The sequence below is a fragment of the Pseudomonas sp. B1(2018) genome (assembly GCF_003097365.1).
In the GTDB taxonomy this organism is placed as follows: domain Bacteria; phylum Pseudomonadota; class Gammaproteobacteria; order Pseudomonadales; family Pseudomonadaceae; genus Aquipseudomonas; species Aquipseudomonas laurylsulfatiphila.
On the sequence record NZ_PYUK01000033.1, the window covers coordinates 25,289 to 40,932 of the forward strand.

At 55.4% G+C, this 15,644-nt stretch carries 11 protein-coding genes and 1 pseudogene; 3 read left to right on the plus strand and 9 right to left on the minus strand.

From position 1 onward, the window contains the following. Nucleotides 1-108: 108 nt before the first annotated feature. Nucleotides 109-1,875, plus strand: coding sequence for a SulP family inorganic anion transporter (locus C9422_RS31085; RefSeq protein ID WP_116583299.1), 1,767 nt, complete (start codon nt 109-111; stop codon nt 1,873-1,875). A 151-nt stretch (nt 1,876-2,026) separates the two neighbouring features. Then, nucleotides 2,027-5,530, plus strand: coding sequence for an alkaline phosphatase family protein (locus tag C9422_RS31090; RefSeq protein ID WP_116583300.1), 3,504 nt, complete (start codon nt 2,027-2,029; stop codon nt 5,528-5,530). Nucleotides 5,531-5,836: 306 nt separating this feature from the next. Here the strand turns inward: C9422_RS31090 and C9422_RS31095 are convergent. From C9422_RS31095 to C9422_RS31135, 9 genes and pseudogenes are all read right to left on the minus strand, one after another. Then, nucleotides 5,837-6,007: pseudogene (locus C9422_RS31095) on the minus strand (HNH endonuclease); the annotation flags it as partial. 243 nt (nt 6,008-6,250) lie between these two features. Then, nucleotides 6,251-7,468, minus strand: a complete 1,218-nt coding sequence (locus tag C9422_RS31100) for an MFS transporter (RefSeq protein WP_116583301.1) — start codon at nt 7,466-7,468, stop codon at nt 6,251-6,253. 146 nt (nt 7,469-7,614) lie between these two features. Beyond that, entirely contained in the window at nt 7,615-8,490 is an 876-nt protein-coding gene (gene murI / locus C9422_RS31105) for a glutamate racemase (RefSeq protein WP_116583308.1), read from the minus strand. Between the two features lie 11 nt (nt 8,491-8,501). Beyond that, on the minus strand, nt 8,502-9,476 hold the full coding sequence (locus tag C9422_RS31110; protein WP_116583302.1) for a TauD/TfdA family dioxygenase: 975 nt from the start codon (nt 9,474-9,476) through the stop codon (nt 8,502-8,504). A 737-nt stretch (nt 9,477-10,213) separates the two neighbouring features. Then, nucleotides 10,214-10,927, minus strand: a complete 714-nt coding sequence (locus C9422_RS31115) for an HNH endonuclease (protein ID WP_116583303.1) — start codon at nt 10,925-10,927, stop codon at nt 10,214-10,216. A 116-nt stretch (nt 10,928-11,043) separates the two neighbouring features. After that, the gene (locus tag C9422_RS31120) at nt 11,044-11,577 is read right to left on the minus strand and encodes a Bro-N domain-containing protein (protein ID WP_116583304.1); all 534 of its coding nucleotides are present in this window, start codon (nt 11,575-11,577) and stop codon (nt 11,044-11,046) included. Nucleotides 11,578-11,983: 406 nt separating this feature from the next. Next, nucleotides 11,984-13,231: a ribonucleotide-diphosphate reductase subunit beta gene (locus tag C9422_RS31125; protein ID WP_007978181.1), complete on the minus strand. Its 1,248-nt coding sequence runs from the start codon at nt 13,229-13,231 to the stop codon at nt 11,984-11,986. Between the two features lie 527 nt (nt 13,232-13,758). Then, nucleotides 13,759-14,112 carry a hypothetical protein gene (locus C9422_RS31130; protein ID WP_116583305.1) on the minus strand — a complete coding sequence of 118 codons (354 nt, stop codon included), beginning with the start codon at nt 14,110-14,112 and terminating at the stop codon, nt 13,759-13,761. Between the two features lie 189 nt (nt 14,113-14,301). Beyond that, nucleotides 14,302-14,565, minus strand: a complete 264-nt coding sequence (locus C9422_RS31135; protein ID WP_116583306.1) for a DUF2790 domain-containing protein — start codon at nt 14,563-14,565, stop codon at nt 14,302-14,304. 484 nt (nt 14,566-15,049) lie between these two features. On the opposite strand from C9422_RS31135, the gene C9422_RS31145 reads away from it, so the two are divergent. Continuing rightward, nucleotides 15,050-15,644, plus strand: a 595-nt coding sequence (locus C9422_RS31145) for an AMP-binding protein (RefSeq protein WP_165824832.1), incomplete at its 3' end; no start/stop codon positions are given.

The following is a 15,644-nucleotide window of genomic DNA, read 5'->3' on the forward strand; positions in this document are numbered from 1 at the left end:
TTAACGATGCCGCGTGTTTACTGACTAAACGCGGCGCTCTTGAGTCCATCGCGAGCAAGCTCGCTCCTACATAATTTTTAATGAACAGCATTACAACGAGGGCGGTTAATGAGCCATTCAGATACTTCGCCTCCTCTCCCGGAGCCCGGCCGCATAGCCCGCCGGGACGAACAGACCGGTTGGCGCCGCTGGCTGCCGGGATTGGGCGTGCTGCGCGAATACCAATGGGCGTGGCTGCGTTATGACATCGTGGCCGGCCTGGTGCTGACCACGATGCTGGTGCCCGTCGGTATCGCCTATGCGGTGGCCTCGGGCGTGCCCGGCATTTATGGCCTCTACGCGACCATCGTTCCGCTGCTGTTCTATGCCCTGTTCGGCCCCAGCCGAATCCTGGTGATGGGGCCGGACTCCTCCCTGGTGGCCGTCATCCTGGCCGTCATCATTCCACTCTCCGGCGGCGACCCGCAGCGTGCCGTCGCCCTGGCGGGGATGATGGCGATCGTCTCGGGAGCGGTGTGCATCCTGGCCGGTATGGCGCGCCTGGGGTTTATCACCGAGCTGCTGTCCAAACCGATCCGCTACGGTTACATGAACGGCATCGCACTGACCGTATTGATCAGCCAGTTGCCCAAGCTGTTCGGTTTTTCCATTGAGTCCGACGGCCCATTGAGAAACATTTGGGCCATCGCCTCGGCGCTGATGGAAGGAAAGGCCAACTGGACCACCTTCACCGTAGGCGGGCTCACCCTGGCGGTGATCCTGCTCCTCAAAAGATGGCCGCGACTGCCGGGCATCCTGATCGCCGTGGTCGGCGCGACGGTCGCCGTGGGTGCCCTCGACCTGGCGACGCGCGCCGGTGTGTCGGTCCTCGGTTCGCTCCCCCAAGGCTTGCCCGGGTTCGCCATCCCCTGGATCACCAGCGCCGACATCGTCCCGGTGGTGATCGGTGGGTGCGCCGTCGCACTGGTCTCGTTCGCCGACACCAGCGTGCTCTCCCGTGTCTATGCGGCGCGGACCCGAACCTACGTCAACCCGAACCAGGAAATGATGGGCCTCGGCATCGCCAACCTGGCGGCCGGATTTTTCCAGGGCTTCCCGATCAGCAGCAGCTCGTCACGCACGCCCGTGGCCGAAGCTGCCGGCGCCAAGACCCAAATGACCGGCGTCGTCGGCGCACTCGCGGTTGCCTTGCTGCTGGTGGTGGCACCGGACCTGCTGCAGCATCTACCGTCCAGCGCCCTGGCGGCGGTCGTGATCGCCTCGGCCATTGGCCTGATCGAAATCACCGATCTGCGCCGGATCTATCGCATCCAGCGCTGGGAATGCTGGCTATCGATTGTCTGTACGGTCGGCGTGGCCGTTTTCGGCGCAATCGAGGGTATCGGCCTGGCCATCGTGATCGCGATCATCGAATTCCTCTGGGACGCCTGGCGCCCGTACTCCGCCGTATTGGGCCGCGCCGACGGGGTCAAGGGCTACCACGACATCAAACGCTATCCCGACGCGTCCCTGATCCCCGGCCTGGTCCTGTTTCGCTGGGATGCCCCCTTGTTCTTCGCCAACGCCGAACTGTTCAGCGACCGCGTGCTCGACGCAGTCGCGGCATCGCCCACACCCGTGCGCTGGCTGGTGGTCGCCGCAGAACCGGTCACCAGCGTCGACGTGACCTCCGCCGACATGCTCGCCGAACTGGACGACACCCTGCACGCGGCGGGAATCGAGTTGTGCATTGCCGAGATGAAGGACCCGGTGAAGGACAAGCTGAAGCGGTTTGGGTTGTTTGCGAGGTTGGGGGAGACGGCGTTTTTTCCTACGATTGGGACGGCGGTGGATAGTTATGTGGCGATGTATTCGGTGGATTGGCTGAAAGGATAGGTGCCCCCGCCATTGGACAACCCCCCATCGCCTGACTAGCGTTGTCTGGCAGATCGAATCGCCGCATACCCCATATTGTCCAGCCATCCAAGCCTTGATTGCGGTGAAACCCGAGAGGTCGAAATCGAGACTTCACATCAAGGAGCGCACCATGCCGAACAACTGGCCCGACGGAATTGAGCACGTTGTCGTATTGATGATGGAAAACCGATCATTCGATCATTTGCTGGGGGATTACACCCGTATCAACCCTGCGTGTGACGGTATCAACCGCAACGCGCCCAGCACCAATCCGCTGAGGCTGGCCAATGGCAATTCGACGGTGATCACCCAGGCGTCGGAGTTCCCGGAAAACTACAACCTGTGGGCGCCGCCGCCCCCTCTGCCTCCGGCGCTACCACCGAGCAACAGTGAGGGTTTCGACCTTGGCCACGAGTTCGTCAACGTAGAGACGCAGTTGGGCGTCTCCTTCAAGACCAGCCCGGCCAATCCCAAGCTCGATGGTTTTGCCCAGGACGCCTACGACAAGGCCCGCAAGGACCTGAAGGTGTACAAAACCTGGTCGCAATCCATGGCCCAACGGGCGATGAACTACATCCCGTTCGGCGCTAAGCCGGCCGACGATACGCTGCCGGCCATCCACGGATTGGCGCGCCATTTCACCGTGTGTGATCGCTGGTTTTCCTCGGTGCCAGGCCCGACCTGGCCGAACCGGTTTTTCGCCATGCTTGGCAGTTGTAATGGCCACTTGCTGATGCCCTCGACCGGCACGGTACTGGCCGGCATCAAAAGCCTGATCGCACAGTTCGGCGGCGAGAGTATTTTTTCGCTGTTGCGCAGCAACGGCCACGACGCGCGCATTTACTCCGACGGTGCGGTTCCGCTGGCGGCGCTGGTCAAGGGCGGTTTGCAGCACCTGAGCATCGAGGCCTTCAAGTCGGACGTCGCCGCTGACAAACTCCCCGAACTGTCCTGGATCGAGCCGAGCTATGGCCTGCTCAACGGTAAACTCGGGCCAAACGTGTCCCATCATCCACCGGAGGACCTGCGCTTTGGCGATCAGTTTGTCGGTGAGGTGTTCAACGCCTTGTCGGCCAACACCACTGTCTGGAACAAAACCCTGTTCGTGCTGCTGTACGACGAACACGGCGGTTTCCATGACCACGTGGTGCCGCCGACTTGCGTGGCGACCGGTTCAACGGTCGATGTGCCCTGGAAAAATCCCTTCACCCGTCTCGGCGTTCGTGTTCCGGCGATCCTCGCTTCGCCGTGGCTCAAGCCCGGCTTGATTCCCTGGACGGGCAACGTCCAGGCGCAGCATTACGATCACACCAGCCTGCTGGCGTTTCTTTGCGATCACTTCAAATTGCCACGCAGTGCCCTCGGCCCACGGGTGATCGCGGCGCAGCACTTCGGCAATGCGCCCATCTGGCGCGCTGCACCGGGCGTCACGGCTGCGCCGACATTGGTGGCCACCGTGGTGCCAAGTCGTGCCGGGTTGCCATTGATCGAGTCCGAACTGGCGACCCAAAGTCGGCAGGTGGTGGACAGCGTCACCGGTTACCTCGACGGCCTCGATCCAGAGCAGATCTGGAAGAGCAGCGCCCAATGGGTCAGCGGCTTTCTCGGCAACCGCAGCCGAGCCTTGGCTGATCCGGCTCAGGCCGCGCTGACGCCCGCCGCCCCCAGTGCCGACAGCCTGGAGGCGAAACTGCGGCGCCTGCAGGATTTGATGGTTACCGCCCAAGGGCAAGCGGTTCCACCAGTTGCGGCGCCTGCCAGTAAAGCCTTGGCAGAACCAGAGTCGGAAGTCGCGCCAACGCGGCTGCGCATCCTGTGCCTGCCTGGTGTGGGGTTCAGCCGGGCAACGGGCGGGCAGGGCGGCATCGATGCGAACTGGCAGGAGCAATGGCGCACATTGATCCGCAATCAACTGGCGCAGAACGGTCGGCTCATCGATGACCAGGACATCGAATTTCTGTCTTTCGATGATCAACTCAAGGACGGGCCGGACTTCGCCCAGATCACCCGAGGCCTGGCGATGCTGAGGGCCGACGCAAGCGGCAAGGCCGACGAGAATTTCGGCAGTTGGGGCCTGCCGGTCAATCAGATGTTGCGCATCACGGTGGGCGCCATCGTGCAATGGATCGAAGACGCCGAGTTGCGCACGGCGTTGACTCAACATCTGCTGGCGAAGATCGAGGCATTCAATCCGCAGATTATCTTCGCCCAAGGTCTGGGCAGCCTGATCGGCTACGACGCCCTGCGCCGGTCAGTGGTGAAAAAAGGTTCGGCGCTCAAGCGCATCGATGGCCGCGTGTTCGTCAGCTTCGGTTCACCGATCGCACTGCCGCTGGTGATGCGCGAAGTGTGGGGCGGGCGGGTCCTGCGCCTGAGCGAAAACGGCCGAGGCATCCGCCGTTGGTTCCACCTCTACAACCCCAACGACGGCCTGCTGAGCCGGCCGATCACCTCACCGGATTCGGCGCGGGTCGACCTGCAAACCGAGTTCAGCGTGCCACTGCGGGATGACCTGCTCGACCTCAATCATGCCGCCCAGGCCTACTTGTCGTCAGCCACCAGCCAGACCGGTCTGTGGCCACAACTGGCCCGCGACGTGGTGGCCGCGCGGGCACTGGAAGTGCCGGCGTTCCTGTCCCGCAGCGGCCAACGCAAACGCCGCGCGCTGGTGGTCGGCATCAACGATTACCTCGACCCGAGCGCACGCCTCGATGGCTGCATCAACGACACCTACCTGATCAGCCGCATGCTCCAGGAAAGCGGTTACGACGCCGGTGACATCCGCTTGCTGCACGACGCCCGAGCGACCCGGGCCAACTTCGTCGAGCGCCTCGAATGGCTGGTGGAAGGCGCCCGCGCCGGCGACGAGCGCGTGTTGTTCTACTCCGGCCACGGCACCCAACTGCCGGTGTACAGCAGCAGCGGCGAAGCCGACTGCATGGACGAAACCCTGGTGCTCCACGACTTCGACTGGGACGACGAAAGCACCCACTTCACCGACAAATTGTTCCGCCAGTTCTACAGCCACCTGCCATTCGACCCGGACGGCCACGGCGCCAAACTCACCGTCATGTTCGACTGCTGCTACGCCGGCGGCATGACCCGCGGCAACGGCCGCGTGCGCGGCATCACCCCACCCAGCGACATCCGCCACCGCATGCTGCGCTGGGACCCCTACGCCGGCGACTGGGACCGCCGCGTCTACGCCGTCGACACCGACCGCCGCGACTTCAGCGAACAAGACAACAAAACCCGCGGCCTCACCCGCACCCGCACCACCCAAGGCGCCGCCACGGGCCTTCGCCCCGAGAAAAAAGCCCAACTGCTGCGGCAGGGCAAACTCTACGGCCACCATGGGCCTTATATGCCGCTGATGCTCTACGCCGCGAGAGAAAACGAAAAAGCCAATGAGTATGAGGTGGGATCGAACAGCTACGGCGCCTTCACTTATGCCCTGGTCGAACAACTGCGCAAGTTGCATCAGGAGGATGCGACGTTGGGGTTTGATCAGTTGATTGAGCGGGTGGGGAGTGTGCTGAGTGCGAGGTCGTTGGGGCAGACGCCGGAGATTGTTGGGCCGAGTGGGGTGAGGGCGGCGGTGTGTCCGTGGCGGATTAGTGGGTTGGGGAAATGATGCTTTAGCGTTATCGCGGGCAAAGAAAAGGGCCGCTGAAAAATCCAGCGGCCCTGATAACACCAACGTTCCCAAGCCAGCCGCCGACCCCCTGCGGGAGCGAGCTTGCTCGCGATTCGCAAGATCAACACAACAACCAAGCTAGCCACCAACCTTGTGGCGAGGGGGCTTGCCCCCGTTGGGCTGCGAAGCGGCCCTAAAATCTGTAACTCGCGGAATATCAGACAAACCGAATGATGCGGATTGACGACTGCTGCGCAGCCGAGCGGGGGCAAGCCCCCTCGCCACGGGTTCTGTTTTGCTCGGTTATTCGGGTTTCAGGCGTTTCACCTTTGTATAAAGCGAAGCGGTGAATTCATCCCGATCACTCGAATGGTGGCAACGTCGATGACAGTTCGGGCACAGCGCTACAGCATTGCTCGGACGGTCCGAACCTTCTTGGGCTAAATGTTTAACGTGATGAACCTCAAGAAATGGCTTGCTCTACTTTTCAAACGGATCAGACACATTCCATTGACCCTTAAAAGCTACTTCTTCACTTGATCTGCTTGCTTGAATCAGGCCTTCTGTTCGGAATCGATACGAAAGCTCGGTGCGTGACCCTTGATCTTACCCCAGCAAATTAGCGCCTTATTGTCCTATAGATACTCGAACCTGTTGAAGAGTGAAACGTAATGCGCCGTGCATAGATCTTCAGAGGCACGCAAGTGTTAAACAAAACTATCCAGAGGCCATTACTATTTCCTTTTTTCTCCTGCTGGTAATAAACAACACAATGGCAGAGATTATTGCCAATACCCCCCAGCCATAAGCAAAGGTTCCAAGGCTATCTCTTGACAGACCAATAATTGGTGGCACCAATACGACGGAAATCTGATTAGCTGTCATAGCCATTCCGAGCGCAAAGCCTTTGCGATCAGCGGGAGCGGTCTCGGCTACATAAGCAACCCAGGGGCCGTACCACCCATATGCGAAAAATCCTATCAGAGCCATAAATACACTGACGATCGCCAGATTTTTGGTTTCCAAAAGTGGCAGTAGTGTTAGAAATACAGTGACGGCACCCAAACAAGTTAACACAGGGAAGTACCTGCCAGCCTTGCAACGGTCGCTCCAAGCTGCAAGTATAATTCTTCCAGTTATGCCTGCCCCAAGCACTACAAAGAACATCGTTGTCGCAACGAAACTATCAAGTCCAAGCGAAGTATGAAGGTACAAGGCAAGAAAGACTGAGATGGCGTACTGCGAAGCGGTAAGGCTAGCGCCCGACAGCATAATATTTCTCATGGATGGGTCCTTTGCCATCATAAAACGTGATGCAATCGCTGATCTTAAGTCGACTTGTTTTTTGGGGGGGCGGTGTTGTCGCTCAGGAGACTTGTATAGGAGCATAAATAGAGTAGCGCCAAACAAGGCGACCAAACCTCCCGTTAGGAAGGCTGCTTGAATCGAGTAGCGGGTAGCAATAAGTGGAAGCGATAGCGCTGCAATTGCGCCGCCAAGTGGTAATCCAGCTTGTCGGATTCCCATTGCGAATCCTAACTGATTACCTGCAAACCAATTTGATACTGATTTGCTTCCTCCAGGCTGAGCAGTGCTGTATCCAAGGCCCAATATTGTAAGAAGTATAAGTAGCTCTGTATAAGAATTAACTAGCGCTGCTCCACACAATGCGACACCGACGATCACCGTTCCCATTCCTACAACAAACCGTTCGCTGTACTTGTCCAGCAGTTCGCCAGCGACCAAAAGTCCAATAAGAGGAATGAACTGCGCTGCTGATACTAGTATGCCTATCTGCCAGTTGCTGAGGCTCATTTCATTTTTTACATGTATTGCAATGGCTCCAAATCCTTGTACAAAGAAGCAAGCGCACGCTTGAGCTAATGTGGCTATAGCTAAAATTACCCACCGATATTCCTTGGTAAGCGTTTTCATATGCTTGATCTCCATTCTTGAGAAGACAGGGTGGGGATATGTTGCGTAAAGGTAAGATGAGCTGGGGTAGTTGTGTAGAGAATGGCACAGTGTAGTTAAACGTAACTAAGTGATCAGATGGATGGCTTGGTTGTAAAGTTGTATCTCTAATGATGGGGGCTTATGCTGAATCCATTATTCGAAAATGCCTTGTGGTATTTGGTCAATCCGTGCTTGCTTGTGAATGTGGTGATTTTAAAGGGGGGGGTAATGGATGCTGCTTTTTTTTCCGTTAAAGATGCTACCTGCGAAGCAAGCTTTTTGGCGGGGTCAATCCAGTTTCCAGCAGTTGGAAAGATCTTGCGCAAGTCATCGATCAAGTGAGGGAAGTGCGTGCAGCCTAGAATAACTGTGTCAACTGATAATCGCTGCTCTTTGGTAAGGTGATTATCGATCAGTTCAGCAAAATTAGCGAAACTTGGATTCTCTCCTGATAATTTAGTCTCGGATAGTGTTACTAACGCTTGGGTCGCGATTGGCCATATTTTTGCGTACATTTTAGCTTTGGTTATCTTTTGAATGATGTGTCTGCTTTCAAGAGTGCTGGGAGTAGCAAGCAAAACAATATTTTTGCTCTCGGAAATTTCAAGCGCTTCATCTATAGGTGGCGTGACAAAAAAGCAATTGTGCCTAAACTGATCGAGACCGTTCTCTATAATCGCGATAGAAGCTGTGTTGCACGCTACGACTATCGCTGAAGGGCTTACCTGCGTACAAAGTTCATCGAGCAACTGCTCGACCCGTTGAGCTACCGCAGATCTAAGCTTATTACCGTAAGGGAACCAATCGTTATCCGCCACATATAGAATGTTTGCGTTGGGAAGTGATTTTTCCAGTTGCCGTGCTACTGTTAAGCCACCCACACCTGAATCGAACACGACAATCGGGCGATTAGAGTTTATAAGTTGCGCACTATCAAACGCCGTCTCGTCACCTAGCCAGAATTTCGGGGTGGTTGCTAATGTTGAATTGTGAGCGTCCATCGACATTCCCCTTACGCATTGATGGCGCGAGTTTCTACCGAGTTTCGCATTTCGCGTGATTTTCTCAGGCTCGAAGCGAATACTATTCTTGCGAGCCATCGAGCACCCTCGCCGTAGTTTGCCTTGAATGAGTCTCGTGCGTGGACGCAACGGTAGTTATCTATGAAAAAGTAATCTGTAGCTTCGAGCACGACCGCTTTGCGGTTCTCTGCAAAGTGACGTAGAAGTTTTTCTAAGGCTTGACGTTCGATGCCGTTATACTCATCAATATTTAATGCGGCAGCATTAATTTTGACATATGGCGCGTTGCTGTGACCGAATAGGATGGGCTGGGAGATTTCCTCTACTATGTCAGTAGTACTGTGGATTGGGTTATGACAGATTTTATACCTCGGCTCAAATAGTATTTGCTTCTCCTCGGCACTAAGTTTGATGCCGTCGATGCACGAAATAGTGGTCGCAGCACGTTCATTGTTGCGCATACAGACGAGTCCCAAGTATTCGGCGCGTGCGGGGTGAAAGGCATCTTCCACGTGGAATCCAAAGTCGAGGGCAGATCCGCTACTCGAATTCGAAACTTTGCTAAGTTCTTTAAGTGGAATAATGTTGTTGTAGAGACTGCCACTACGTTGCGAAGTAAATCCGACTCCTTCGCCAAGCAGTGAACCATATAGTCCATGTAGAATTTTTGCGTCATTTAAACAGTAGTCATCATCTAACTCAATGTACCTTGAGGGACTTGGACCTGCGCCGTCAAGAAGCACAGGACTGCCGGAAATCAATAGAGCCGCAAGTTCCTCATTGCGCTTGAAGTCATAGAATTCCTGGCGGATTCTTCGCGGAAGCTCCTGAGCGTACAGAACTGCCTTTTCGATGAAATTGTACTGATTCGCCATTGTAGGGATTCGGATGATCTCGTCGAGCAAGCCGCGAATCTGTTGTTTTTCTTGGTTGGAAAGTATTATTGTTTTGACTAATGTTGCCATGGTATTGCCCCATGAAATTTATGGTTGTTGTCAGTGGTTAAGTTTTTCTTAATTTGCAAATTCTCAGAGGTTTGCATAAGGCAGTATGTTTCGCTGCTAAAGTTCATGCAGCTAGGCATATTGTTGGGGTGTTTCTTTTGCTTGTGTTGTTATTTTTTTAACAAAAGAAGTCGGTTCCTTAAGTTTGTGGGTGGGCATAAAAATCAGTGGCAGAGGTTTTGCTCGGATTTAAATTAGGTTGGTAAGCGTGTCTGGCGGTTGAGTTGGAATGGGTGGCTTAATGTGTTGCATGTCACTCGATTTGCACTTTCTTCTTTTGTTATGAGTTGATTGTTATGAAAAATATTAGCGACGGTGCTATCCCAGGGGACTGCGAAATAGGGTATGAATTTTGGTGGGGGGAGTCAACTTTCTAGCTTGTAGGAATTTTCTGGTTTTATTGTTGGCGCAAAAGAGATCAGCGTTTCATGGTGTGCGAAAGCGCTCTGATGATGAAACAAAGCGCTCCGATTTGGTCGGTACGGTTGTTTATGTGTGGGCAACAGACCATGGCAGTTTGAGTAGTGCGGAGGCATTACTCATCCGATCCGGATTTTTTTGAACTGCAGCAAGGGAGTTCAAAGTAATTTTTGCGTCGGTTGAATTAGCGCCTTACCTTTTGAAATCTTAGGTTTCAACTACCTTGGGTTTCTCTATGGAAGTGTCATATGACTGAGTCGGACAAAGTAAATATGCGACTATTCCGGAATCAACCGTCCAACCCTTTTATAAAGCAACGCTGTGAACTCATCCCGATCACTCGAATGGTGGCAACGTCGATGACAGTTCGGGCACAGCGCTACAGCATTGCTCGGACGGTCCGAACCTTCTTGGGCTAAATGTTTAACGTGATGAACCTCAAGAAATGGCCTGCCTGACTTTTCAAACGGAGCAGGGTTGCCACAGCCTTCGCATTTACCTTCAGCCTGTTGGCGCACCCACGCTCTCACTTCAGGATCACGAACATACGACTTTCCGCTGGACTGAGTTTGCTCTGGTTTCTCAATCCCCTTCGGCTCGACTTTGATCGGTTGTCGCTCAAGCTTTGCAGCTCGCTGCTCGAGCGTCGTTTCGTCCGCTGTCGGGACAAAGTCTTCGGGGGTTACTGGACCTGGAGCATGGAGTGCTTCACGAATGCTCTTCGCAACATTGGCGCCGACATTTTTGGCGGGTTTGTAGCCCTCAATGCGATCACGCCCGAGTTCAACCAACACGGTAGAAATGTTCTGCATCCGAAACTCAACAGAACCTTTGGTCCGACCCGCCAAAGCACCCTCGCGCAGGACGCGATTTTCATGAGCCTTGTTGATCGCCTGACCGTTCTGCTCGCGAGACAGCATGCTGAGATAGGCATCCACCGCAGCCTGGATCTCTGCCTCACTCCAATCGCCGTTGCTCTTTTCCGTATCCATACAATCGCCGAGGGTTAAATACCCTCGGACGATACTGAGTGGCCACTACGACTGTCTACGAAAATTCCTACACAAAGAAGAGAAGATTCTTGCAGGTGGTCCTACATGCTAGGAACCTAACCCATCGAGTGCTTCGACGACTTAAACACCCGCGCAACCTTACGCCACCAAGGATTAACCCCCGGCGCCCTCTGCGGCGTGTGATCGAGCAACAGGTAAGGCATGTCCCGCAACCGAATCCAACCTTCATCTTGCCAATGCAGCAGGCTCAGCGACATTTCTGGCCAGTCCAACAAACTCAGCATCGGCCGATCCGAGTTGTCCGGTTGCTTCGCATCACGTAAGGCCGGCACCACTTGATGGGTTATCCACTCACGCAGCAAGCGATTTCCTGGTGCGTAGTGATAGACCAGCAGCGCATAGACACCGGACTCACTGAGCATCAGCTGTTTTTCCGGTTGCCGGTAATACTCAATCCACAACGGGCGGTGTTGGTCCTTGTCCAGTTTGTTGACCATGCGTTCACTTAGATGGAAACCCATTAAGCGACCGATATCGCGGGCACAGAACCACGGTTGGTTTTCCAGGAGGAGAGCATGGAGAGGGAGGTTGTGGCGGGTGAAGACTGTTACAGAAAAGAGATCAGACATGGTCGATCTCCATGGTTCGGAGAGTGACGAGAAGGTTGTGTTCAGGCATATCCATTACCTCTACGTTTGGACTTTTGCGGACCTGACCCCAACGTAGAGTGGACATAAGAAGCTCCAACGAGCAAAAGCCTCACACAGCCGTACGATTAATCACCAAGGGTGACTGCTCGTCTGTGTAATTGGCTAGCTTTCTACGTTGGGCGTTTCTTAGGCACCTGCAGTAGAGCTTAGGGCCGCATTGAATGGCCCTCAATACAGACGGTGCTGGAATACATGTAGGAGGTTTAACTACTACTGAGATTGCGAGTAAGAGTTTTCCTACCCCACAAAAAAGCCCCGATCAGATCGGGGCTTTCAGATGTTCGATTTGTCGATTCAAGTCGTCAAATCGCGGCTAGCTTGGGAATCAATCCCAGCTAAGCGCACCACCGGTTTGGTATTCAATCACGCGAGTCTCAAAGAAGTTCTTCTCCTTCTTCAAGTCCATAATCTCGCTCATCCAAGGGAACGGGTTAGTAGTCCCTGGATACTCTTCTTTAAGACCGATCTGCGACAGACGACGGTTAGCAATGAACTTCAGGTAGTCCTCCATCATCGCCGCATTCATGCCCAATACCCCACGAGGCATGGTGTCACGCGCGTATTCGATCTCCAGCTGAGTACCTTGCAGAATCATCTGCGAAGCTTCTTCCTTCATTTCAGCATCCCACAAGTGCGGGTTTTCGATTTTGATCTGGTTGATCACGTCGATGCCGAAGTTCAGGTGCATGGATTCGTCGCGCAGGATGTATTGGAACTGCTCGGCGACGCCGGTCATTTTGTTGCGGCGGCCCATGGAGAGGATCTGGGTGAAGCCGCAGTAGAAGAAGATGCCTTCCAGGACGCAGTAGTAGGCGATCAGGTTGCGCAGCAGTTCTTTGTCGGTTTCGACGGTGCCGGTTTCGAACTTCGGATCGGAGATCGAGCGGGTGTATTTCAGGCCCCAGGTGGCTTTTTTCGCGACCGATGGGATCTCGTGGTACATGTTGAAGATTTCGCCTTCATCCATGGCCAGCGATTCGATGCAGTACTGGTAGGCGTGGGTGTGGATCGCCTCTTCGAAGGCCTGGCGCAGGATGTACTGGCGGCATTCCGGGTTGGTGATCAGGCGGTACACGGCCAGGACCAGGTTGTTGGCAACCAGGGAGTCGGCGGTGGAGAAGAAGCCGAGGTTGCGCATCACGATGCGGCGCTCGTCGTCGGTCAGGCCTTCCGGGTTTTTCCAGAGGGCGATGTCGGCGGTCATGTTGACTTCTTGCGGCATCCAGTGGTTTGCGCAGCCGTCCAGGTACTTCTGCCAGGCCCAGTCGTACTTGAAGGGTACGAGTTGGTTGAGGTCGGCGCGGCAGTTGATCATGCGCTTTTCGTCAACGGCGACACGGGCGGAGGCGCCTTCGAGTTCGGCGAGGCCTTCGGCGACGTCGAGGGAATCCAGAGCGGCTTTGGCGCGGGCAACGGCGGCGGAGTCAGCGGCGGTCACGGCACGGGCTTCCAGGGCGGCGGCACCGCCGGCGCTGTCGAGACGGTCCATGTTGGCTTCGGTGGCGTGGCCAGCGTTGGCGCTCTTGACTGCTACTTCCGTGTCTTCTTTGTCGAATTCGTCCCAGCTCAGCATGACGTGTCGTCTCCTGCGTGAGGGCCAGAGTGCCCGTGTGAAAATGGATAGGTTGGTTTTTCACACGGCCTTACTGGCCGCGTTGGATCTAAAGGAATCGTTTTTTGCAGCAGCTATACGCAGGCATCAAACAGAATTTTGTACGGGGTTCCGAGAGCCACTGATGGGCGCAGCAAGCGGCAAGCGCCTGTGCGGGGCTTCAGACTGGCTTTTCATCCCTGTAAGGGGATATTGCAGGCCCGTTTAAGGCCGCATTATAGGGAAGTTTTGCGTGCTGTGGTGCGGCGAAATGGCTCACGGATCGGTCGACAGGGGCCGTATTTCGGTCGGAGCGAGGGTTTACAGGGCTTTGAAGGGCATTGGCGGGGGAAGATTTTTTTTCCTGATTTTTTGCCCCGGGAATTTTTTGTACAAGAAATAACCAAAAAAGGCTTTTTTCACTACATCTTGTGTTTCTGTGGGGTTTTCTCAGGTTCCAGACACAACTAAGCCCGACCGAAGCCGGGCTGTGAAGTCACACGGGTGGATCAGCTCAGGCGACCTGCACCGACGTGATCGGCACCATCGGCGGCGAGGCGGGCGGCGCCAGTGTGGTCAGCGCCGTCGGAAGCCACTTTGCCGGCGCCCACGTGGTCTGCGCCATCCGCGGCGAGGCGGGCGGCACCGGTGTGGTCGGCGCCGTCGGAAGCCAGTTTGCCGGCGCCTACATGGTCAGCGCCGTCGGCGGCAAAAGAGGCTGAACCGGTGTGGTCGTAACCGTCGGAAGCGACAGCCGCTTCAGTGGTGTAGGCGGCCGAACCGGTGCGGTCGTAACCATCGGCGGCGAAGGAGTTGGCAGCCAGGACGGAGAGGGTTAGGGCGAGGATCAGTTGGGTTTTCATGGTCAGTGCTCCGGATTCGTGGGCGTTGTTTGTCTTGGGTTGAATAGGATGCTACGCCGATTAATTCGATTAAAAAGCGCAAATAAATGCTTAAAATAATCGAATTATTAGATCATTAAGGTTCGGCGCTTCATCTGCCTGATCGTGGCGGGTGGGTCGAACCTTATTGGGGGAGGGGTGAAGCAGGGATCAGCCGTTAGAGCAACCGTTGCCCATCGCGCTGTAACGCAGGATATGCCGTTGACCGTTGGAATCTTCGTATTCCATTTTCATGGGGACAACTTCACAAACATTCGGCGCTTCGCTCATCGAGATCACTTTGACGATGTCCAGATTCATCGAGTAAGTGTATTCCTCAATAGGCGGTTGTTGCTGCGCGACATCAGTCGGGACCTCGCTTGCCATGGCGGTTACGCACACGCTGCCGAGAGCCAGAACCAATAAAGCTTTCATTTGAGTTTTACCTTTCTAAGGTCGAGAGGGGGCACGCAATCCTTTTGAGATTGCGTGTGGAGCTTCAGTACCTGGGTGTTTGATTAACTGCCTTCGTGGGGGCTGTAACTTGGTTAATCAGGTTGCCTTGTTGGCGTGGCAGATTTTAGGCGCGGGCCTTTGGATCATATAGCCGTAGTTTTGATAAACACCTTTGACAGATTTCGTAACAATCCCCGAAAAACCAGGCGATGCGCGCATGTAGGAGCTGCCGAAGGCTGCGATCTTTTGATCTTGATTTTTAAGAGCAAGGTCAAAAGATCGCAGCCTTCGGCAGCTCCTACCCCGTTTGGGGTACGACGCAAGGCTCCGGGCGTGGCAGGGTGAATGGGTATTTCAGAGCATTTTGTAGGGACTTGTTACTACCATCGTCGAATGGTTCTATAGGCCCGGCCCGGCTACAACAGGGCCATACAAAAACAACTATTCCACCGAGGTAAGAAAGATGAGTGCGGCTTCCCTGTATCCCGTTCGTCCCGAGGTTCTGGCCAACACCCTGACCGACGAGGCGACCTACAAGGCCATGTACCAGCAGTCGGTCGTCAACCCGGACGGCTTCTGGCGCGAGCAAGCCAAGCGCCTCGACTGGATCAAGCCTTTCACCACGGTGAAGCAGACTTCCTTCGATGACCACCATGTCGACATCAAGTGGTTCGCCGACGGCACCCTGAACGTGTCCTACAACTGCCTGGACCGTCATCTGGCCGAGCGCGGCGACCAGGTCGCGATCATCTGGGAGGGCGATGACCCGGCCGAAAGCCGCAACATCACTTACCGCGAACTGCACGAGCAAGTGTGCAAGTTCGCCAACGCCCTGCGTGGTCAGGACGTGCACCGCGGCGACGTGGTGACGATCTACATGCCGATGATCCCCGAAGCCGTGGTCGCCATGCTGGCCTGTACCCGGATCGGTGCGATTCACTCGGTGGTGTTCGGCGGCTTCTCGCCGGAAGCCCTGGCCGGTCGCATCATCGACTGCAAATCCAAAGTGGTGATCACCGCCGACGAAGGCATTCGTGCCGGCAAGAAGATCCCGCTCA